This is a genomic window from Ruegeria sp. BG11, from assembly GCF_056538565.1.
Map to the genome: position 1 here is coordinate 223,533 of NZ_JBQFTH010000001.1, position 21,372 is coordinate 244,904.

24 protein-coding genes and 1 other RNA gene are annotated in these 21,372 nt (G+C 57.9%); 9 read left to right on the top strand and 16 right to left on the bottom strand.

The window, feature by feature from the left end:
* Position 1: 1 nt before the first annotated feature.
* The 15 genes from lpxA to ACR0JF_RS01220 form a co-directional block, all read right to left on the bottom strand.
* Positions 2 to 787: an acyl-ACP--UDP-N-acetylglucosamine O-acyltransferase gene (gene lpxA, locus ACR0JF_RS01150; protein WP_170659591.1), complete on the bottom strand. Its 786-nt coding sequence runs from the start codon at positions 785 to 787 to the stop codon at positions 2 to 4.
* Positions 784 to 1,257, bottom strand: a complete 474-nt coding sequence (fabZ, locus tag ACR0JF_RS01155) for a 3-hydroxyacyl-ACP dehydratase FabZ (protein WP_170373767.1) — start codon at positions 1,255 to 1,257, stop codon at positions 784 to 786. Before fabZ ends, lpxA begins: the two co-directional genes overlap by 4 nt.
* Before the next feature lie 75 nt (positions 1,258 to 1,332).
* Positions 1,333 to 1,815, bottom strand: a complete 483-nt coding sequence (locus ACR0JF_RS01160; RefSeq protein ID WP_480523598.1) for an OmpH/Skp family outer membrane protein — start codon at positions 1,813 to 1,815, stop codon at positions 1,333 to 1,335.
* A gap of 108 nt (positions 1,816 to 1,923) precedes the next feature.
* Positions 1,924 to 4,242: an outer membrane protein assembly factor BamA gene (bamA, locus tag ACR0JF_RS01165; RefSeq protein WP_480668852.1), complete on the bottom strand. Its 2,319-nt coding sequence runs from the start codon at positions 4,240 to 4,242 to the stop codon at positions 1,924 to 1,926.
* A gap of 168 nt (positions 4,243 to 4,410) precedes the next feature.
* Positions 4,411 to 4,623: a hypothetical protein gene (locus ACR0JF_RS01170; RefSeq protein ID WP_170659441.1), complete on the bottom strand. Its 213-nt coding sequence runs from the start codon at positions 4,621 to 4,623 to the stop codon at positions 4,411 to 4,413.
* The gene (rseP, locus tag ACR0JF_RS01175) at positions 4,620 to 5,972 is read right to left on the bottom strand and encodes an RIP metalloprotease RseP (protein ID WP_170659593.1); all 1,353 of its coding nucleotides are present in this window, start codon (positions 5,970 to 5,972) and stop codon (positions 4,620 to 4,622) included. The genes ACR0JF_RS01170 and rseP overlap by 4 nt, the downstream gene beginning before the upstream one ends.
* 4 nt (positions 5,973 to 5,976) lie before the next feature.
* On the bottom strand, positions 5,977 to 7,149 hold the full coding sequence (gene dxr, locus ACR0JF_RS01180; RefSeq protein ID WP_170659594.1) for a 1-deoxy-D-xylulose-5-phosphate reductoisomerase: 1,173 nt from the start codon (positions 7,147 to 7,149) through the stop codon (positions 5,977 to 5,979).
* Positions 7,149 to 7,931 carry a phosphatidate cytidylyltransferase gene (locus ACR0JF_RS01185; RefSeq protein WP_170659595.1) on the bottom strand — a complete coding sequence of 261 codons (783 nt, stop codon included), beginning with the start codon at positions 7,929 to 7,931 and terminating at the stop codon, positions 7,149 to 7,151. Before ACR0JF_RS01185 ends, dxr begins: the two co-directional genes overlap by 1 nt.
* Positions 7,928 to 8,659 carry an isoprenyl transferase gene (locus tag ACR0JF_RS01190; RefSeq protein WP_170659596.1) on the bottom strand — a complete coding sequence of 244 codons (732 nt, stop codon included), beginning with the start codon at positions 8,657 to 8,659 and terminating at the stop codon, positions 7,928 to 7,930. Before ACR0JF_RS01190 ends, ACR0JF_RS01185 begins: the two co-directional genes overlap by 4 nt.
* 10 nt (positions 8,660 to 8,669) lie before the next feature.
* The gene (gene frr, locus ACR0JF_RS01195) at positions 8,670 to 9,233 is read right to left on the bottom strand and encodes a ribosome recycling factor (RefSeq protein ID WP_170659597.1); all 564 of its coding nucleotides are present in this window, start codon (positions 9,231 to 9,233) and stop codon (positions 8,670 to 8,672) included.
* 168 nt (positions 9,234 to 9,401) lie between these two features.
* Complete coding sequence (gene acuI / locus ACR0JF_RS01200) at positions 9,402 to 10,397, bottom strand: acryloyl-CoA reductase (RefSeq protein ID WP_170659598.1); 996 nt, start codon at positions 10,395 to 10,397, stop codon at positions 9,402 to 9,404.
* Between the two features lie 101 nt (positions 10,398 to 10,498).
* Positions 10,499 to 11,602 (bottom strand): dimethylsulfoniopropionate demethylase, encoded by a 1,104-nt coding sequence (locus ACR0JF_RS01205; protein ID WP_170659599.1) that lies wholly within the window; start codon positions 11,600 to 11,602, stop codon positions 10,499 to 10,501.
* Positions 11,603 to 12,130 (bottom strand): DinB family protein, encoded by a 528-nt coding sequence (locus tag ACR0JF_RS01210; protein ID WP_170659600.1) that lies wholly within the window; start codon positions 12,128 to 12,130, stop codon positions 11,603 to 11,605.
* Positions 12,130 to 12,834: a DUF1326 domain-containing protein gene (locus ACR0JF_RS01215; RefSeq protein ID WP_170458301.1), complete on the bottom strand. Its 705-nt coding sequence runs from the start codon at positions 12,832 to 12,834 to the stop codon at positions 12,130 to 12,132. Before ACR0JF_RS01215 ends, ACR0JF_RS01210 begins: the two co-directional genes overlap by 1 nt.
* A 4-nt stretch (positions 12,835 to 12,838) precedes the next feature.
* Positions 12,839 to 13,630, bottom strand: coding sequence for a DUF2182 domain-containing protein (locus ACR0JF_RS01220; RefSeq protein ID WP_170659601.1), 792 nt, complete (start codon positions 13,628 to 13,630; stop codon positions 12,839 to 12,841).
* Between the two features lie 83 nt (positions 13,631 to 13,713).
* Between ACR0JF_RS01220 and ACR0JF_RS01225 the strand changes: the two genes are divergently transcribed.
* The 9 genes from ACR0JF_RS01225 to ACR0JF_RS01265 all read left to right on the top strand — a co-directional run bounded on the left by ACR0JF_RS01225 (position 13,714) and on the right by ACR0JF_RS01265 (position 20,593).
* On the top strand, positions 13,714 to 14,445 hold the full coding sequence (locus ACR0JF_RS01225) for a GntR family transcriptional regulator (protein ID WP_170487018.1): 732 nt from the start codon (positions 13,714 to 13,716) through the stop codon (positions 14,443 to 14,445).
* Positions 14,446 to 14,572: 127 nt separating this feature from the next.
* A complete protein-coding gene (locus tag ACR0JF_RS01230; protein ID WP_170659602.1) occupies positions 14,573 to 15,973 on the top strand; it encodes a selenium-binding protein SBP56-related protein in 1,401 nt (466 codons plus the stop codon).
* 13 nt (positions 15,974 to 15,986) lie between these two features.
* Entirely contained in the window at positions 15,987 to 16,637 is a 651-nt protein-coding gene (locus ACR0JF_RS01235; RefSeq protein WP_170373782.1) for a hypothetical protein, read from the top strand.
* 75 nt (positions 16,638 to 16,712) lie between these two features.
* A complete protein-coding gene (locus tag ACR0JF_RS01240; protein ID WP_480668853.1) occupies positions 16,713 to 17,363 on the top strand; it encodes a TenA family protein in 651 nt (216 codons plus the stop codon).
* Positions 17,364 to 17,381: 18 nt separating this feature from the next.
* Complete coding sequence (locus ACR0JF_RS01245) at positions 17,382 to 17,744, top strand: DUF4345 family protein (protein WP_170458314.1); 363 nt, start codon at positions 17,382 to 17,384, stop codon at positions 17,742 to 17,744.
* Positions 17,745 to 17,769: 25 nt separating this feature from the next.
* Positions 17,770 to 18,117: a transfer-messenger RNA gene (ssrA, locus tag ACR0JF_RS01250) on the top strand.
* 94 nt (positions 18,118 to 18,211) lie between these two features.
* Positions 18,212 to 18,643 (top strand): nuclear transport factor 2 family protein, encoded by a 432-nt coding sequence (locus tag ACR0JF_RS01255; RefSeq protein WP_170659603.1) that lies wholly within the window; start codon positions 18,212 to 18,214, stop codon positions 18,641 to 18,643.
* 161 nt (positions 18,644 to 18,804) lie between these two features.
* A complete protein-coding gene (chrA, locus tag ACR0JF_RS01260) occupies positions 18,805 to 20,058 on the top strand; it encodes a chromate efflux transporter (RefSeq protein ID WP_170659604.1) in 1,254 nt (417 codons plus the stop codon).
* Between the two features lie 76 nt (positions 20,059 to 20,134).
* Positions 20,135 to 20,593 (top strand): SspB family protein, encoded by a 459-nt coding sequence (locus ACR0JF_RS01265; protein ID WP_170466831.1) that lies wholly within the window; start codon positions 20,135 to 20,137, stop codon positions 20,591 to 20,593.
* Positions 20,594 to 20,622: 29 nt separating this feature from the next.
* On the opposite strand, the gene ACR0JF_RS01270 is transcribed toward ACR0JF_RS01265, so the two are convergent.
* On the bottom strand, positions 20,623 to 21,174 hold the full coding sequence (locus ACR0JF_RS01270; RefSeq protein ID WP_480668854.1) for a hypothetical protein: 552 nt from the start codon (positions 21,172 to 21,174) through the stop codon (positions 20,623 to 20,625).
* Positions 21,175 to 21,372 lie beyond the last annotated feature (198 nt).

Here is a 21,372-nt window from a genome sequence, read left to right on the forward strand (position 1 = left end):
GTTATTTCCTCGGCGTCAGGAACGAGCGATCTGATTGACCGGTGACGAACTCGACAATGCGTTGAACATATTCGCTGTCGGTGTCCTTGCCTGCGCGATGGGCGCGTTCCTGAAAGGTCCCCTCGCCGCCGGACAGTTCCTTGAACGCCGCCCGCAGTGCCGAGATATCCTCACGCGATACACCGCGCCGTTTAAGACCGACAAGGTTCAACCCGTCCAACTCGCCACGCGGCGCTTGCACCAGACCGTAGGGAATGACGTCATTCGGCACCATGGTCAGCGCGCCGATGATGGCACCACGACCGACACGCACCCACTGGTGCAGACCCGAGATACCGCCAACGATTACGTCATCTTCGACGATACAATGTCCCGCCGCGCCCGCATGGTTCACCATGATCACACGGTTGCCGATCTGAACGTCATGGGCCACGTGAACTCCGGCCATGAACAGGCAATCGTCGCCGATCCGGGTCACCCCGCCACCGCCTTCGGTGCCGGTGTTGATCGTCACATGCTCGCGGATGCGGTTGCGTTGGCCGATCTCAAGCCGCGTATTCTCGCCCCCGAATTTCAGATCCTGCGGAATCTCACCGATCACCGAGAAATTGAAGATCACAGTATCGTCGCCAACCGTAGTATCACCTGTGACGACCACATGCGTCTTCAGCTCGACCCGATCGCCCAGTTTGACCTGAGCGCCCACGTAGCAGAACGGACCAATCACACAGTCCTGACCGATCTGCGCACCGTCTTCGATGATTGCGCTTGGGTGAATTCCGCTCATGTCGTTTTTTCCATGTCCCAATCGACATAGGCCGAGAATTCGGCTTCGGCTGCGACCTCACCGTCAACGGTGGCGCGACCATTGAACTTGAACAGCTTGCCGCCCTTCTTGCCGCGCAGGGTTTCGACATGCATCTCCAGCACGTCACCCGGCACCACTTTGCGGCGGAATTTGCATTTGTCGATGCTCATGAAATAGATCAGCAGCTCCGTATCAATGACATCCATACCTACGCCCAGCATTACGCCCGAAGTCTGTGCCATTGCCTCAACAATGGTCACACCGGGCATGATCGGCGTTCCAGGGAAATGGCCCTGGAAATGAGGCTCGTTCATGGTGACATTCTTGATGCCACGGGCCGATTGATAGCCATCGATGTCGACCACCTTATCGACCAGCAGAAACGGATAGCGATGCGGCAATATCCGCTGAATCAGCTGAATGTCGGCGCTTTTGGTTTCCGTCGTCATCATTCACTCGTCCCGTTATTTGGATGTGTCAGTTTCCGCGTGGTTAGCAATACCGGCCCCCGAGGGCAAGCGAACCTATTCGCCTGTGCCGTCCTGCAGGCCGGTTCCATCGCCGATTGCGGCATTGATACGGGCAATCGCATCATCCGTGATGTCGGATGTGTCGGCGCTGAGGAATACATTTGCGCGTTCCAGCACCACAGCGGCCCCCGTCTCGCGCATAAGTTCGATCAGCACGGGCTGCGCCAAGGCATAAAACGTTTGGCGGCTTTCTTCGCTACGTCGGGCCAAAGCGTCCAGTTTGGCGCGCTGGCCTTCGCGATGCGATTGCACCTTTTCGTCGAAGGCCTGTGCCAGAGGCCGGAAATCCTCAGGGGCCAGCTCGGCGCGTTTCTGCGTCAGGTCTTTCTCTTCGCTGCTGAGTTCCGCGACGATCCGTTCGTTTTCTTCCGCGAGCTGAGCACCCTCGGATTCGATTTCGCGCAGCACGCGCTGGCCGAACGCCGAATCCGCAAACAACCGGTCGCTTGAGATGGTCAGGACCAGCGGATCACGCACGCCTAATTGCTGCGCCGCTGTTTGCGACGCAAGTACAAGGCCCAGCAAAAGGCAAAGGGCCCGAACCGGGCCCCACGCGCGTCTAGATATTCGCAACCGCATGCCGGATCAGAACCGAGCCTGAACGGTCAGGTCGAAATTCTGTTCCTTGTCGAAGTCTTCCTTCTTCAACGCTTTCGAGAAGTTGAAGCGCAGCGGGCCGAACGGAGTTTCCCACAGAACCGACACACCGATGACGTGACGAATGGAGCCATCCGCACCCACAATATTTGCACCTGCGGTATTTACGTCATTGATGTTGTAAAGGTTGCCAACGTCGTAGAACAAACCGCCCCGCAGGCCCAGTTCTTCCGGTAGCCCCAATGGGAAGTCGCTTTCGAACCGCGCCACCCAATAGTAGTTGCCGCCGATGGCATCGTCCTGCCCGTTGGACAGATCACGCGGGCCAAGACCGGCCGGTTCAAACCCGCGGAAGGTGTTTGGACCCAGAACGAAACGGTCGATGGTACGGCTGAAGTCATTCCCCGACCAGTGCAGTGCGCCAGCCTCAAAAGTTGCGCGTAGAACGACCTCTTCATTCCACACACGAGTCTGCGCGATCGTGCGGGCGGTGGTCTTGAAGAACTCGTTATCACCGCCCAAACCAGCCGCATCGAAGCCAAGTTCGAACAGGACGCCCGCATTGGGGTTCAGGCCGCCGATACGGCTGTCATAGACATAGGTCAGGCCAAAGCTGCTGTTGACCCGCTCACCCTGCGCGATTTCCGATGTGATGACCGCACCGTTCGTCTCGTTGTCCTGCTGGGTCATTTCCGAGCGTTCCCAACCATAGCGCACGCGCAGGGCCGACAGCTCGCCGATCGAATAGGTCAGCTGTGGGTTAAAGAACACCCGGTCCGTATCATAGCTGGCAAAGCTGGAGTTCGTCGTCGCGATACCCAGACCCAAGTCAAAGCGCAGTTTGCGGCCCAACAGATACGGCTCGGTGAAGCTCAGAGAGTACTGCTCGGAGTCTTGAGCGGTCGAGATGGTCAGACCAAGGTTCTGGCCCCGGCCCAGGAAGTTCGATTCATTCAGTCCGATGGCGACACCGAAACCATCCGAAACCGAGTAGCTACCACCAAGGCTCAGCGAGCCTGTGGGCTGTTCCTCGACATCCACATCCAGGATCACCTGGCTGGGCGAGGACCCTTCGCGCGGCTCGACTTCGGCGTTGGCAAAGAAGCCCAGGGCGTTGATCCGCTCAGCCGCCTGACGAATTTCACGTGGGTTGAACGGATCGCCTTCCACGGTGTCGAACTGACGACGGATTACCCGGTCCAGCGTAGTTGTGTTGCCCTCGATATCAATGCGTTCCACGAAAATCCGAGGACCACGGCTGAGGACGAATTCCACGTCCAGCGTCAGATCACGCGGGTTGCGCGTGACGCGTGGCTCGACTCGCAGGAAATCCACGCCCTGCTTCACACCTAGCCGTTCCTGACGCGCAATCGAGTTCTCGATAAGGGTCGGCGAATAGGTCACGCCCGGCTTGATCTTCAGAGCATCCTGATAGATCGACGGATCCACACCCGGGATCTCGCTTACGGTCGTGATTTTGCCGAACGAGAACTTCTGCCCTTCGGTGATGTTCATAACCAGAAAAAAGGCGTCCCGCTCGCGGGTGAATTCAACATTGGCACTGTTCACACGGAAGTCGACATAACCGCGTGACAGATAGAAATCTCGAATGACCTGCTTGTCGAATTCGATCCGGTCCCCGATGAACGTATCGTTGCGGAAAAAAGTCCGCAGGAAGGTCGCCTGTTTGGTCTCAAGCACGCGACGCAAACGGCGGTCCGAGAAGGCACGGTTGCCAACGAAGCTGACGCGTTCAACCTCAATCGTGGTGCCTTCTGCAACTTCGAACACCAAATCGACGCGGTTGTCGTTTCGGCGGATCACGCGCGGAATTACGGTTGCCGACACCCGGCCTTGGGCGGAATAGACTTCGGCAATCAGGTCGGCGTCAGCCTCGGCCGCCTGCGGAGTGAAAACACGGCGCGGCTCGGACGAGATCACATCCAGCAAAAGGTCATCTTTGACGCGACGATTCCCTTCGATGCTGATCTGGTTGATCGTCGGGTATTCCTGCACCTCGATCACCAGAGTCGTGCCACGAGGTGTCAATTCGACTGTTTCAAAAACACCACTGTCAAGCACACGCTGATACGCGTCATTCAACTGACCGGCCGAGACTGTCTGCCCCGGTTCGATTCCTGTCCGTTGGATGATTGTACCTGTCTCAATCCGCCGGTTGCCCTCAACCTCGAAGGAGTTGATGGTAAAGTTTTGCGCCTGTGCTGCATGCGGCAAAACCAGCAAACCCATTGCCGCAGTAAGAAAAAGAAATGATCGTGTGCGCCACAAAATCTTGTTTGTTGTCATCTGCCCTCCGCAGGATATACCCGCGCCTCGCCCGTCAGCCATTTTTTCTCTACCCAAAAATTTAGGACTTAATGCTGAGTAACGAGATTGAATGCGCTTGTCAAAACTCCAAAACCATCGGGGCGACGATAGGCCACCTGACACGCATTCTTATAGAGTTTTGGGGAATCAGAGACCGGCGAGATACGCGCCGCCGGCAAGCGCCAGCGCCGTCAGACCAAAGCACAAAAGCACATCCCAGTTCAGAACAAACAGGACGCTGACACTCTGATAGGATTTTTGAATAGCTTTGGTCATGGCCGCCTCACTTTCAGCGGATATTTTGTACACCTGAAATGAGGCATCAATGCGGCGCGATTGCGCCGCTTGCGCCACAATCAACAGAACAGATCGTTACTGACCGAGAAAACCATTAGGCTGAGAACCACCGCAATCCCGAGGGTCATCAAAATCCGCAGGGCTTTGTCGCTGGGCGGTTTGCCCGAGACCGCCTCATAGGCGTAGAACACGAGGTGCCCTCCGTCCAAGGCCGGGATCGGGAAAAGGTTCAGCAGACCCACAGCCGTTGACAGCACCGCGATGAAGAAGATGAAGTTCTGCGCACCCTGGCTTGCCATAGCGCCCGAGGTCTCGGCAATTCCGATCGGACCCGAGATATTGCAGGTGCTAATCGCGCCAGTAATCATATGCCACATGCCGGACAAAGAACCTTCGATGATGCGCCCGGTCTGTCCCACACCACCAACCAGCGAATCCCAAAGCCCCGCAGGCTCGGTCGCGGGTTGCAGCATCATGCCTCCGACGATCCCGATCCGCCAATGGGTGACGAACCCGCCATCTGGCTTCGGTTCATCGGTCCGACGCGGAGCAAGCGCGAATTCAAGCTCCGCCCCGTCACGCCAGACGTTCAACAACAACACCCGACCGTCCGAGCCTTCGACATGTTCTTTTAACTGCTCGAAGGCAAAGATCGGATCTCCATCGACCGAGGTGATGACGTCGCCCCCTTCCAACTGAATATCAAACGCCGCACTGCGCGGCGTGACCTGCTGAATCAGCGGCGGGAACAGCCAAGGGGCTGAGACATCTAGCGTTTGGCCGTCGCGCAAGACGGTATAGTCCAGCACCGGCTCGACCGGCAGCGCGTCGGTGAAGTCGCTCCACGCGCCTTCTTCATCGAAATCAGGGACTTCAATCCCGGCAATCGCCAGAATCTCATCGCCCTCCCGCAGCCCCTGCTCTGTTCCCGGCAGCGGTTTCAATTCGCCAACCGTCAGCGGCTCACGCGTGACGCCCTGAGACCAGAAGATCAGGCCAAAGACCAGAATGGACATGACAAAGTTAAACACCGGTCCCGCCGCCACAGTGGCGGTTCGCGCCCACAGGGGTGCGCCGTGCATAGTATGGCGCAGATATTCCGGCTGCTGCTGCGCGATGTCATCCATCGCGTCTTCATCCTTGCCCGAGGCTGCATTGGCATCACCAAGGAATTTCACATAGCCGCCGAAGGGCAACAGCGCGATCTGCCAGCACGTGCCGCGTTTATCCACGCGGCTCCACAGAACTGGGCCGAACCCAATCGAGAACACCTCGGCATGAATGCCGGACCAGCGACCAACGATGTAGTGCCCGTATTCGTGAACCGCGACGATCACGGACAGGGCAATCACAAAGGCCACAATCGTCCAGAGCAAATTTCCGAACTGAGGGATCAGCGAAAGTACGTCCAAAACTCTATCCTGCTCGTTTGATCACGGCTTCATCCGCCCACTGCCGTGCGAGATGGTCCGTTTGCTGTACGTTATCAAGGGTCAAAGGGGCGTTAATAAGGCCATCCTCGGCATCAAAACGGTCCAGAACGCGTGAGACGACCTCCGCCATGGTCGTGAAACCGATTTGGCCTGCGATGAAGTGATCCAGCGCGCGTTCTTTCGCGGCGTTGAAGACCGCCCCGGACAGCCCTCCGCGCGCCATCACATCTCGGGCCAGCTTCAGCGCGGGATAGCGGTTCAGGTCGGGATGGGAAAAGCGCAACCGGCTGAGCTGCGCCAAATCCAGTCTCTCAACCGGCAGATCGCGCCGTTCGGGCCAGTGCAGAGCATAACCAATTGCATGCCGCATATCAGGCGGACCCAGATGTGCCATCAGCGCCCCGTCCCGAAACCCGACCATCGCATGGACAATGGATTCGGGATGTACCAAGACCTCGATCTGGTCCGGGTCGACGCCAAAGAATTCCCGAGTTTCAATGACTTCAAGCGCCTTGTTGAACATGGATGCGCTATCAATCGTGATCCGCTGCCCCATGTCCCAGTTCGGATGGCTTGAGGCCTGCGTCACGGTCGCGGAGGCCAGATCCTCGAGCGGCCAATCCCGGAACGCTCCGCCGCTTGCGGTGATGATAACGCGTTCGACCGCATCCATATCCTCACCGACCAATGCCTGAAACACCGCCGAATGCTCACTGTCGACGGGCAGCACGCGCGTATCATTCTCACGAGCCGTCTGCAACACAAGCGCGCCGGCACAGACCAGAGTCTCTTTATTGGCAAGCGCCAGCGTTGAGCCGTGCTTCAACGCCTCAATTCCGGGGGCCAGACCGGCGGCACCAACGATCGCGGACAGCACCCAATCCGCGGGTCGCGAGGCGGCCTCGACGATCGCGCTCTGACCCGCTGCCACCTCGATCCCGCTGCCCTGCAAAGCCTCGCGTAGGTCCTGCAATCGGTCCTCAAACGCGGTGACGGCGAGTTGCGCGCCAAGCCGTTGGGCGTCCTCGGCCAGTCGCTGGATATTCGCGCCGCCTGTCAGCGCGACCACGTCATAGGCTTCGATATCGCGCGCAATGAGGTCAATCGCATTCTGACCAATGGATCCGGTCGCCCCAAGGATCGAGACTTTGCGCATCACATCGCTCCGGGTGCGTAAACCAGCCCTGCGATCAGCACAAACAACGCCGCACCCATCATGCCGTCAAACCGGTCGAGAAACCCGCCATGCCCCGGTATGAGGTTCGAGCTGTCCTTGACGCCGAATTTCCGTTTGACCGCGCTTTCAACGATATCGCCCGCCTGGCTGGCCATGGACGCCAGAACCGAGACCAGAACGAACAGCACTCCAAACCCGCCGTGCATTGCGAAACCCACGCTAATCAGGCCCGCCGCGACCCAGCCACCTGCCGTGCCCGACCATGTCTTCTTGGGGCTGACCTTGGGCCAGAATTTCGGGCCACCAATGGCCTTGCCTACGAAATATCCGGCAACATCCGTGGCCACGACGACCGCGATCAGCCAGACCATCCAACCGAAGCCCATGTTTTCACGAATGGAAATGAACCCCAGACCAGCGCCCGCGATCCACAAGGCAAACAGAAAGTACAAGCCGCGCGAACGGGTGACCTGCCCCGCCCCGACCAGCGCCGGAGCCACCAAAAACGGTAGCTTGTAGAGCGGCGGCACGTGATAGCTGAGGATCACCGCAACCCCGGTCAGAATACCGAGTTGCACGGCCATGCCTCCGCGCTGCGGTTCGATCATGCGTACCAGTTCCCAGGTCATCAAACCGCAGGCAACCGCGATGAAGCTTTCAAACCACAACCCGCCCAGCCAGACCTCAACCGCGCCAATTGCGACCAAAACGACTGCGGACAGAATCCGTGCGGTCAGATCAGACCATCGGCCTTCGCTCATGCCAGAACCGCTCCGAAACGCCGCTCGCGCGAGCCGTAGTTGCGGCACAGACGCTCCAACTCGGCCGCAGTGAAATCCGGCCAGAGCGTGTCAATAAATTCGTATTCGGAATAGGCCGACTGCCAAAGGAGAAAGTTCGAAATCCGCGCCTCTCCGCTGGTGCGAATGACCAGATCGGGATCAGGAAGAACGCGTGTATCCAGATATTTGGGGAGGGTCTCTTCATCAATATCCTCGGGCTTCAGCCGCCCTTCGGCTACATCTCGAGCAAGACGTTTTGTGGCCCGCGCCACCTCATCCCGACCGCCATAGTTCAGCGCAACGGTCAAATGGACCAAATCGTTGTCCTTCGTTTCCTGCTCTAGCGAATCCATCAAGTCGATTAGCTTGGCGTCGAGCCTCAGCCGATCGCCAATAAAGCGCACGCGAATGCCGTCCTCGGCAAGCGTGCGGGTTTCCTTGATAATATAGCGCCGAAACAGGCTCATGAGGCCAGCGACTTCGACCTGAGTCCGCTTCCAGTTTTCCGTCGAAAACGCAAAAACGGTTAGGTATTTGATGCCCAACCCTGGACAGGCCTCGACCACCTCACGTACGCGCCGCGCACCTGCGTGGTGACCAAAAAGCCGAGGCCGGCCACGCGCCTGCGCCCACCGACCATTGCCATCCATTATAATTGCGACATGCTTTGGGCCAGCCTGCATGTCCGTATGGGGATCCTTTGGCATCAGTACCGGCTCAGACCTGCATGATTTCCGACTGCTTGGTCTCAAGCGCGGCATCAACAGCTTTGATCATCGTGTCGGTCAGATCCTGAACTTCGCTCTCCCAGAACTTCTGGTCATCTTCGGACATTCCGTCCGATTTCGCTTTCTTGATCTGATCCATACCGTCGCGCCGCACATTGCGGATCGAAACCCGCGCACTTTCGGCGTATTGCCCGGCAACTTTGCCCAACTCGCGGCGGCGCTCTTCGTTCAGTTCCGGGATCGGCAGCATGATGATGGTGCCGTTCAGCTGCGGGTTGATGCCCAGCCCGCTTTCACGGATCGCCTTTTCGACCTTGCCCACAAGGCCCTTGTCCCAGACGTTTACTGTCACCATCCGAGGTTCAGGCACATTGACCGTTCCAACCTGGTTGATCGGTGTCATCGAGCCATAAGCGTCCACCATCACTGGCTCCAACATCGAGGCCGAAGCCCGCCCGGTGCGCAGAGAGGCAAATTCAGTTTTGAGATTGGACATCGCGCCATACATGCGGCGTTTCAGATCGTCGGTGTCCAGTTCGAAGTCGTCAGACATGCTGCTCACTCCCCGTCTTCAAGTGCTGTTTGGATGGGTCTTAAGCCATCGCATTTGGGATGTATAGCAATCATGAGCATGAATTGTGGCAATGACCAGAACTGTTTCGGTCCTTTTGCCGCCCAAATGGATAAGCCAGGGCAGTTCTGCCCCGGCTATTTTCTTGGATCAAGCGTTTACGTCGACGACAACGCGGCCCTTGACCTGACCTTTCAAAATATCCGCACCCAGTTGCGGTAAATCGGACAGAGCGGCCGGATGCACCATGGCCTCCAGCTTGTCCATCGGTAGGTCGGTCGCGATGCGCTGCCAAGCCCGCAGGCGGTTGTCATAGGGCTGCATCACGCTGTCGATCCCCAGAAGGTTCACTCCGCGCAGCAGGAAGGGAATCACTGTCGCAGGCAACCCCGCACCGCCAGCAAGTCCAACCGCAGCGACCGAGCAACCGTACTTCATCTGACCTAGAACGCGAGCCAACATGTCACCGCCAACGGCGTCAACACACCCGGCCCAGGTTTCGCTTTCCAGCGGGCGCTTTGTGGTCTCGTTCAGCTCTTCACGCGGCACGATGGTCGTGGCACCAAGCGACTTCAGATAGTCGCCGGTCTCGGGGCGTCCGGTCACAGCCGCGACCTCATAGCCCAGCTTGCCCAGAATGGCCGTCGCCACCGAACCAACGCCGCCTGCAGCACCAGTCACCAGCACAGGCCCACGGTCCGGCGTCAACCCGTGATCCTCCAGAGCCATGACTGCCAACATGGCCGTGAACCCAGCCGTTCCAACGGCCATCGCCTGCCGAGCATCCAGCCCATCCGGCAACGGCACCAACCAATCGGCCCGAGCGTTGGCCTTCTGCGAAAATCCACCCCAATGGGCCTCACCCACACGCCAGCCGGTCAGAACCACCTTGTCACCGGGCTTGTAGCGGTCGTCCGAGGACGCCTCGACTGTCCCGGCATAGTCGATACCGGGAATGTGCGGGTAGTTCCGCACCAGGCCGCCGCCTTTGGCCGACAGGCACAAACCGTCCTTGTAGTTCACCGTCGAATACTCAACAGCAACCGTCACCTCTCCGTCAGGCAGATCCTCCAGCGAGAGCTGCTTGACCGAGGGGCTTGCCAGACCGCTTTCTTCATCCTTTTCCATAACCAAAGCATTGAACATATTGCTATCCTTTCATTTTTGGTGGCCAGCCCAATCCTTCACCTGGCCCAAAACATCTCGGGGGAGTCGCGCAGCGACGGGGGCAGAGCCCCCTGCCTCCACTAGATCCAAAACTGCCTCTGTACTGTCGCGCCTCGCATACCGTCAGGCGTTTCAACTTCGACCTTGGTTCCGGCGTCCCAATGGCTCAATTTGACCATACCTATCGAAACATTGGTCGAGAAATCCGGAGACCAGGCAGAAGATGTCACCTGACCCACCTGCTTTCCGTCCGCAAAGACAGGCCACGGCTGGACACAAGGCGGCACTGCATCTCCGTCAATCGCGATCGGACGTATCTGCTGTACCGGGCCTTCTTTGGCCACACGCAACAACGCATCCCGACCCACACAGCCAATGGCGGTATGCGTATTGCAGAACTTGCCCAGTCCACATTCATGTGGCGTGTTGTCGTCGGTCATGTCATTGCCGTAGGACAGTAACCCACCTTCGATCCGCTCGATCAGGTTGGGACACCCGGCCCGCACGTCCAAGTCTTCGCCCGCCGCGAACAGAGCGTTCCACAGAGGCATACCGATGTCGCTGCCCTCGACATAAATCTCGAACCCGCCCTGTTTCGAGTAGCCCGAGCGGGCAACTGCAAGGTCGCGCCCTTCGAATTCGAACATGTCGAACTTGAAGAAACGTATATCGCGCACACGGTCTCCGAAAACGCGGGCCATCAGCTCATCTGCCTTTGGCCCCTGAACGCCCAAGGGCGACACGTCCGGTTCATCAACCAGCACATCCAGACGATATCCGTTGGCCAACCCCTTGACCCAAAGTAACAAATCGCTGTCGGCGATAGAGATCCACCAACGATCCTCCGACAGTTTCACCGCCACGGGATCGTTCAACATACCGCCGGTTTCGTCCACAATCGGCACATAGAAGCACTGTCCGGGCAGCATGCCGCGCAGGTCACGCGGTGTCAGCATTTGCATCAGACGCGCAGCATCGGGCCCGCGCAGTTCAACCTGACGTTCGCATGAGACGTCCCAGACCTGAACATTCTTTTTCAGGTGATGGTAGTCGGCCTCGACACTTTCAAAAACCGTCGGCAACAACATCCGGTTGTACACCGTGTAGCCTTTGACACCAGCGGCTTCGACGCCTTCGGAGAACGGCGTGCGGCGCAGGCGACGAGACAGGGATATTTGCGGCATTCAGCCCTCCTTTGGCATGAAGCAAAGATCGCTGACCGGGGCCTCGGAACCGGCTTCGGTCAGCATTTTGTGTAATTGTCCACGATGATGGGTTTGATGGTTGAAGAAATGCATCACGCATTGCGCGTAAGGCAAAGTAACATCAGCCTCTTTTGCGGCTGAGTACCAAGTGAAAGGCCCCGACAGAACCTCATCGCCAAGCGTATCCGCCCAATCCGAGATCCGATCATCCATAGCCACGCGCATAGCCAGCCAGCTGTCGAGATCGGGGCAGAGATGCACGCTTTCGTGGATGCCGCCTCCGGGTCGGTGGATATTGCTCTCTGGCCCCGGCCCTTTGTCAAAGCGTGACATCCAGATCCAGTCGCCCCACAGCAAATGGTTCGCCGTGCCTATAATCGAGCCGAAAAAAGCACCACGTTCCTGCATCAGTTCTTCGGGCGAAAGCGCTTGAAGAAATTCCGCCAACTGGCTGTTTTGCCAGTGGTTGTAGCGCGCCATTTCTCGGGCAAAGGCTCTGGTGATCATCACTTCGGCCCATGCCAGTCGATCGGGCAAATCTCGGCCGATTTACCACCGAAATCCCAGACGCGACCATAGTCGCGCACTTTCGATTTGTTTCCGCGCGCCACGATGATGTCCGGCCCCATCCAGTATTTGGAGTTCGACACCATCACCGGATGCTCAGGGTCTTTACCACCGAGCATCTCAATCTCGCCTTGGATTTTACGACCGATCGCAATCCTGCGCTTGTTGCCGTCCCGTTCGATCTGGACCGGAGCACGCTCGGCCCCGATGATCTCACTCACCAGCATGGTGAACAGGCCCGTGGTGCCGCCGGCCTGACCGCTGAAGATCTGCAGCAGCCCGTTATAGGCCTTGCCGCTTGCGCGTTCATCGACATAGGCGGCGACTTTCCACTGCCCCTCGCCCATGCGGCCCGGAATATCGACCAGAAGACCAACATTCAGGCCCGACAGATCTTCACCTTCATAGTGTCCTTCGTCGATGATCACACCCATCCAGGCGTGACAATGACCCTCGGTCGGAGGGTGCGCGCCCAACGAGACCACGCAGGGGCAGAACACATCGCATGAGCAGTTCAGGATCAGTTCGCCCTTGATGGACCAATCCGTCGGGCTCATCTCACGCCGCTTGGGGTTGGGCATACGGCTGTCGATCCGCTGACTAATCGGAAGCCGGTCGGCCTCGGGTTTTCTGTTTTTCGCCATCAGCTTATCCTCCGTAAGCAAAGGGATAGATCAGCAGCACAACACCGCCTGCGATCAGTATGAACCCCATGGGTCGGGTCACAGCATGCCCGATCTGAGGGAGTTTTTCCAAAACCATGAACAAGGTCGCCAGACCCATCCACAAAAGGCTCATGACGCCACCAACAAAGCCGAGCGCCATAAAGCCCCAGCAGCAACCGACGCAGAATGCGCCGAGCCCCAACCCCATTTTAACGCCACCCGTAAAGCCGGTTTTCCAATGGCTTAGAAAATACGTCATTGGGGCGTGACAAACGCCGTGGCAAACCTCCTTCGCGCGAGTGAACTGGAAGGCGCCGACCACGATAAGCAACCCTCCGGCCACCCAATTGGACTTGGCGATGCCCAGCATATCGACAAACCCACCGAACAGCAGGGCTAGCTGTACACCTGCGATCAGCGCTGCAAACCCGACCCAGACGATGAAATACCCGGCCAGAACCCCCAGCCATCCGGCGCGCGTGCCATTGGCGCTGCGGATCAGGTCGTCATAGCTGCGGAGCGTCGGCACCAGCGTTGGCAGCATCATTGCAGCCATCATGATCGCCCACATCCAGAACAAAGGTCCGAACTCGGCCATGGGCATATACATATCCATGCGCGGATCCATCGCCGCCATGGCCTGTCCCATCGGCCCTGGCCGGCCAATGAAGTCCAGATCCATGTCTCGGCTCATCGAGAACATGACCCACCACGCCCACAGGATCACAGCATAGAACGCCAGCCACATTCCGCTGCGGAATAATGCGCGACTCATGTGATCCTCCGACTCAACTCTCTTGCTTTTCAAATGTCAGACTTTTAAATGTCAGACAAATAAAATTTTCAGACTGGCCACAAATGAAGATAGACCCCGCCAATCCCGCAGACCTCTCTGCCCAGATCGCACAGGCCATTCGGAACGCGATTGTGTCCGGCGAATTGATCGTGGATGAGCGCCTGCCCTCCGAATCAGAGCTTGCGGATCAGTTCCAGGTGTCGCGACCTACGGTGCGCGAGGCGCTGAAGCGCTTGGCAGCGCAGTCCCTGATCCGAACCCAACGCGGTGCAACCGGCGGGGCCTTTGTGAACCGGATCAGCTTTGAGGACGCCTATTCGCAGCAAATTACCACCTCGACCCTGCTGCTGTCGATGAACGCCGTTAGTTTCGACACAGCGTGCGAGGCGAGGTATGCGCTGGAGCGCGCCTGCGCGCCCTTGTCGGCCCAACGTCGCACTGCGGATCAACTGGCAACGATGCGGGCCGAGATCTTTCGTCAGGCTCAGCCAGGTCTGACCGATGAGGCTTTCTGCGCCTCGGACGTCGCCTTTCACCGCGCGCTGGTCGATGGCGCGGATAATCCAGTGTTGTCTTATCAACTGGCGGGTGCGGTCGAGGCCATGCAGCCTCTGATGAACATGATCACCTTCACCGCGCGCTCGCGCGAAGAGATCATTGCGCTGCACACCAAGATCGCCGACGCGCTTGAGGCGCGCGATGCCCCATCGGTAGACGCGACACTGATCGAACTTGAAACCTATACACGCCAACTGGCCCGAGATGTGGCCGAGCGCAAACGTAAAACCGCCTGACACTCAGGCCCGAAATCTGACGCAGACCAACAGGCAGAAAGGAAGCACGAGCAGGCAGGATGTCACCCGGCGCCAAGACCGGAACTCTCAGAACGAATTGAAGATCAATGACTTACGGGAGGATGTTATGAATACAAGACCGGACCCAACCTTTTACCCATCTGCCAAGCTGGCGATGGAGGGCCCCACTGAGACGCTTGCTTTTACGCTGATGCTCAGCCCGGATTTTTCGCAACCTGACGGACTGGCGGTTGTGAATGTCGATCCAACTTCTGACGACTATGGAAAGATCGTCCATCAGGTCATCATGCCGGAAAAAGGCGATGAATTTCACCACTTTGGGTGGAACGCCTGCTCGTCGGCATTGTCGCCGCTGACGGGCCACGCGTTTCTGGAACGACGCTATCTGATCATCCCGGGCATCCGCTCCAGCCGGATCTACGTGATCGACGTGAAGAACCCGCTAGAGGCCAAAATCCACAAGATCATTGAACCCGAGGAAGTCTTTGCAAAGACAGGATATTCTCGCCCTCACACCATTCATTGCGGGCCTGAAGGCATCTATGTCAGCACCTTGGGCGGCGGCGGAGAGGACGGGACCGACGGCCCTCCGGGTATCTTCATCATGGATTGCGAAAGCTTCGAGATCATCGGACGGTATGAGATCGAGCGCGGCGTGCAGGACAAGCACTATGATTTCTGGTGGAACCTGCCGCGTGACTACATGGTCAGTTCTGAATGGGGCCTGCCGCCACAGTTTGAGAACGGAATCGTGGCCGAGGACCTGCTGTCGAACAAATATGGTCACAGCATCCATTTCTGGAACCTGCGCAGCCGCACCAATATCCAGACCATTGATCTGGGCGAAAACCACCAGATGGCGTTGGAGATCCGCCCGGCTCACGATCCGGTCAAACAATATGGGTTCTGCGGCGTTGTTGTGGACACAACCAACCTGCAAGGCGCGATTTTCACATGGTGGCGAAACGACGACGGCTCGTTTGAGGCCAAGAAAACCATCACTATCGACCCGCAACCGGCTGACCCTGATGACTTGCCGGACCTGCTGAAAGGGTTCTCGGCCGTTCCACCGCTGGTGACGGATATCGACCTGAGCCTCGACGACAAATACCTCTATGTCGCCTGCTGGGGCACCGGAGAGATGCACCAATATGATGTCTCAGACCCGATGAACCCGACGCTGGCTGGCAAGGTTGAAATCGGTGGTATCGTCAAAAAGACCAAACATCCGAACGGTCAGGACTTTGGCTATGGCCCGCAGATGGTTGAAATCAGCCGCGACGGGAAACGGGTCTACTGGACCAACTCGCTCTATTCCACTTGGGACGACCAGTTCTATCCCGGCGAGCGCGGTGCGGCGATGGTCAAAGCCGATGTCGGCGAGAACGGCGGCCTGACCTTGGATCCCAAATTCTGGGTCGAATTCCCCGAAGGCTATCGCAGCCACCAGATCCGGTTGGAGGGCGGAGACTGTTCGACCGACAGTTTCTGCTACCCTTCGGTCTGAGTTGGAATTTCTGATGACATCAACGGCTGGCCTCTGGCTGGCCGTTGTTCTCAGCGGTGCCTATCACGGGCTGAATCCCGGTATGGGCTGGCCGCTTGCTGTCTCTTCCGCCTTAATGGAGCAACGCCAATCCGCCCTCTGGCGCGCGTTGGCGGCCCTTGCGGGCGGTCATTTCCTGGCGATGCTGGGTGTCTTGTTGCCGTTTGCGATGATGGCCGTGTTGATCGACTACCAACGCGAAATCCGCATCGGGGCCGCGCTGATCGTGATTGCGATGGGGTTGTATATTGCTGTCACCCGCAACCACCCCCGGTTTTTATCGCGCGTGCCGCCCAGTAAACTCGCGCTGTGGTCCTTTCTGGTCGCGCTCGCCCATGGCGCGGCGTTGATGCTTGTTCCGATCTATCTGGGTCTGTGCAATTTGGATGAGCTGGACGCCGGGCATCAAGCCATCTCTCAGATCATGACAACAAACACCCTGCTGGTTCTGGCCGTGGCCGCGCTGCACACCGCCGCAATGATCCTAGGAGGCGGTCTTCTGGCCTATGGCGTCTATCGCTGGCTTGGGCTTCAATTCCTCTCACGCACCTGGTTCAACCTTGAACTCATCTGGGCACTCAGCTTGATTTTGGTCGGCGTGTTGGGGCTTTGGTCCGCAATCTAGTCGCCGCACGATCACCTTGCACATGTTTTGAAAAACCGCTTTGTCCTGCTTTGAAAGAAGTTAGGAGTTTTCGAAGTGTCCCAGAACACGCGCCCCACGGAAATGCTGCGTCAGGGCAAGGCTGCCGACTGGCAGGCGGCAACAACCCATGCCTTCACGCGCGAGCTGTCAGACGGCACCCTGCCCGAGGACAAGATGCGCTGGTATCTGCAACAGGACTATCAGTTCGTCGACGGCTTCGTCCGCTTGCTGGCCAGCGCCATTGCACACGCGCCCACCTTGGCCGACAGCGTTCCGGCCGCGCAATTTCTAGCGTTGATTACCGGTCCTGAAAACACCTACTTCCTGCGCTCGCTCGAGGCTCTGGGCACACAACCCAGCACCGACGCTGCCCCCGCAACCAAGGCGTTTCAGGACCTGATGGCCGAGGCTGCGGCTACGGGCCGGTATGAGAACATGCTGGCGGTGCTGGTTGTCGCCGAATGGGTCTATCTCAGCTGGGCCAGCCCGGAAAATCCGCCGAAACCCGATCTACCTTTCTGGTTCGCGGAATGGATCACGCTACATGCTGGGGAAGGCTTTGAAAGTGTGGTCGAGTATCTGCGCGGGCAACTTGACAAAACCTGGCCCACCTTGACGCCAGAGGCGCAAGCCGAGGTCGCAAGGCTGTTCCACAGGGCGGTCGAGCTCGAAAAAGACTTCTTTGACGCCGCCTACGCGGTGTAACCGGACAAAGGCACGATCATGGTACATATCCTCAACGTCATCGCGGCCCTGCTGACCATCGGCTTTGGCCTGTTCGGCTTTCTCGCGCCTTTGCACACCGCGACGGCGCTGGATCTGGCCCCGACCAACAGCACCATGGGCCTGAGCGAGATGCGTGCCTCGGTCGGAGGGCTGTTTGTGGTCACCGGCATTGCCGTGATCTGGCTCAACCACCCCATGGCATACGCCATGCTGGGCGTAGCTTATGCCGGGGCGGCTTTGGGGCGGTTCGTGTCGGTGCTGCTGGACAATCCACCACTTGCTAAGGCCATGATTTTCGGGGGAATTGAACTGATCCTGGCCGTCTGGCTGATCGCTGCAAATCTGAACCGCACCCCGTGATTTACAGTGCCCTGAGGGCATTTCCGGGTTTGCATCCCGAAATCTCCTCACCTATATAAGTTCTGTCCTTCGGGACTATGGACATAAACGCGCTCGTAATAAGCGGATCGGACCCGGGGGCGGTACCCGGCGGCTCCACCAACCGTCCTTCGTTTGAGGATTTTGGGGCCGAAATAGGATCGACGAACGTCTAAAGGGGTTAGCTTTGTCTCGGCTGTCTGCCACCGTTATCGGCGAAACTAGTACAATTGCAAACGACAATCGTGCTCCGGTTGCAGTTGCTGCGTAAGCAGTAACAAGACCGAAACTTAAGCCCTTGCGCCTAGCCGCGTAAGGCGGGGTTCGCAGGTACCTGGCAACAGAAACCTGCATTTCCTCCACCTTATGTCTGCGTTTATTTCGGCTCAGATTCAGAGTTTATTCATCTCTTTTGTCCAAAGTCATCCCAGACAGACAGGAGGGCCGGGATGACCCACTCAGATATCTTGAAAGCGTGGTATTCGGAAGTTTGGGAACAAGGAAATACCGATGCAATTGATCAGTACTTTGCGCCGGACACCATGGCCGAGGGGCTGATCCCCGAAATGCAGGTTGGCGCCGATGATTTTCGCGATCTTGTGATGGCCTTCCGGCATATTCTGGGTGAAATCTCGGTCGAGCTGCCAAAGATCATCCAAAACGGGGATTGGGTGTCCGCCATTCTGCACGTCAGAACGTTCCGCGCCGACAACGGTGCCCCGCTGGAGGTGACGGGCCAGGTCATGGCCCGCTTCAAAGGCGAAAAGATGGTCGAGGCCTACAACCAATTCGATTTCATATCGTTTTTTGAACAACTTGGTCAGTTTCCGCAGGATACCCTGCCCGTCTGCATGACCGGTCAGCGACTGGATTGGAGCTGAACACCCAAGCCGCCTTGACCCCCAAGTTTCTGACGCGATAGCTAAGGCCATACGTGCCGCGCGCATTCGGCGCACGGCCGCCATTGCGGGGAAATGGGTCATGCTTCGTGATCAAAAAATCCAGTCATCCGAGCGCATTTTGACCGTCGGGCAGACGTGACATGACGCCTTCGGTGAGCGACCTTGTTCTGGTCTTCGGCAGAATTGGTCTTTTGTCCTTCGGCGGCCCTGCGGCGCAGATATCCTTGATGCATCAGGAGTTGGTAGACCGTCGCGCCTGGTTGTCCGAGGAAACCTATTTGCGCGCCCTTTCCCTATGCATGTTACTGCCGGGGCCAGAGGCGATGCAGCTGGCCACCTATGCGGGCTGGCGTCTTCGGGGCGTGACCGGAGGGTTGATTGCTGGCACCCTGTTTGTTCTGCCGGGGGCAATAGTCATCTCTGCGCTGGTTCTGCTCTATGCGAGCTTCGGCACCCTGCCCCTTGTGCAAGCCGGTTTTCTGGGGATCAAGGCCACGGTCATCGTGATCGTCCTTCAAGCGCTTCTGAAGTTGTCACGAAAGGCATTAACCGACACGGAACACCGCCTCATCGCGGGGATCGGGTTCCTGGGTATCTTCCTGTTCAACCTGCCCTTTCCACTGATCATTCTGGCCGCCGCACTGTGGGGTTATGTGTGTTTCAAAGGACCCGTTGTGCAGCAAGACACCAACTCGCGTGCCAGCGGTACCAGCACACTGCGCACGGTTGCCATTTGGGTGCCGCTCTGGCTCGGCCCGTTGGTCCTCCTGTCCCTTTCCGGTCATCAATTGCTGAGTGATCTAGGATGGTTCTTCGCCCGTCTGGCCGTGGTGACCTTTGGCGGAGCCTATGCGGTCCTGGCCTACATGACACAGACAGTGGTCGATCAATATCAATGGATCAGCACAGGTCAGATGATCGACGCGCTGGGTCTTGCGGAAACCACCCCTGGCCCGTTGATTCTGGTCACGCAATTCGTCGCGATGCTGACCGGACAAATGAACGGCGGGCTCTCTCTGGCCTTCGCCGCAGGTGCGGTTGCGCTATGGGCGACGTTCGTGCCGTGTTTCCTCTGGATCTTTCTCGCCGCTCCGTATTTGGACAAACTGGCGACGCGCCCTCGGCTCTCTGCCGCTTTGCATGGCATCACGGCAGCCGTCGTAGGTGTGATTCTCAACCTCTCCGTGTGGTTCGCCTTGAACGTTCTATTCGATGTGGTCACCCAATACAGTTGGGGGCCTGTCTCGATACCTCTGCCTGAGTGGGACTCGCTAAACCTCAGTGCGGCAGCGCTCACAATCGCCGCTGGGGTATTGATTTTTCGGGCAGAATTAGGGATGGCAACGGTTCTGGCACTGATGGCCATCGCGGGCATCGCTATCCAGCTATTATGATCAATCCGGCGATACCCGCCCTTTCGTTTCCAGCTAAAACGCCTATGCTGGATGCAACCACTTTCGAGGATGACACATGTCGCAAGACATCGACTATGGAAACCTGATGCACACCGCCATGCGCGGGCTGATTAAAACCGTTCTGACCGGCGTCTCTGAAACCGGCCTGCCCGGCGCGCACCATTTCTTCATCACGTTTGATACAAGAGAAGACGGCGTCGACATCGCGGACTGGCTGCGTGACCGCTATCCCGAAGAGATGACGATCGTGATGCAGCACTGGTTCGAAAACCTCGAGGTCGGTGAAAACGGCTTTGCGATTACGTTGAACTTCGGAGATGCGCCGGAACCGCTCTACATCCCCTACACGGCCATCAAAACGTTCGTAGACCCGTCCGTCGAATTCGGCCTGCGCTTTGAAGGACCCGAGGATGACGACGCGGAAGAGGAGTTCGTAGAAGAGACAATCGAGGTTGAAGAACCCGAGGTTCATCACGACGCCGACGTCGTCTCATTGGACAGCTTCCGCAAGTAGTCCATCAAGCCCCGCGCCCCTCGCGGGGTTTATTGTTTTTGCAAAAAGGTCTCGACCGCGCGGGATTTGTCTCCGTTGATGAAGCGCGAGAAAGACAGGTTCAAACCGCCCTCGGCTATCGTGCGATCATATTGCTGCAACTCGTAGCCGCCCTGCGCATCAATAAACAGGGAAAACACGGTCATTGTGTCCCCCTCAATCCGGCCCCAGACAAAAGGTTCACCTTTCATCGGGTCCAGAGGTACCTCGTGGCCGAACACGTTCCGTTGCATGGCAGCCGAAAACACATCGGGCCGGTCCGAGGGCACAAAATCCACCGAGAATTTCTGCTGCTTGACCCGCCCGTCCAGCTTGTAGGTCGTTGTGGTCCAACTGACATTGAACCCGTTGCGGGTCTCATGGATCGACACGCTCATATCCCGAGGCGTCGCAGTGCCATCCTCATCAACCACATTGGCTGACCCGGTATAGTCCCCAACGAACGGCGCGACGCTAGAGGCGTTCGCCAGCGTACCAAGCAGGATCAGCCCCATGGCCAACAGTATGGTTTTCAACGGGATCATCCGAGCTGACATTGGCATTTCATCCTCCACCATGGCCACTCAGTTATTGTAGCTTAGCGGCAGGCGCGCACAATGGGGCTTGCGCGCGCGATTGGAACAATTTCACCGGCCTTGCGCCTATACCTTGGGTTTTGTTGAGTTTAAGCTGCGCGCAACTGGCCAATTGCGTTGCGGCGCTGCCTTGGCAAAACGGCATACAACTGCATACCAGACGGA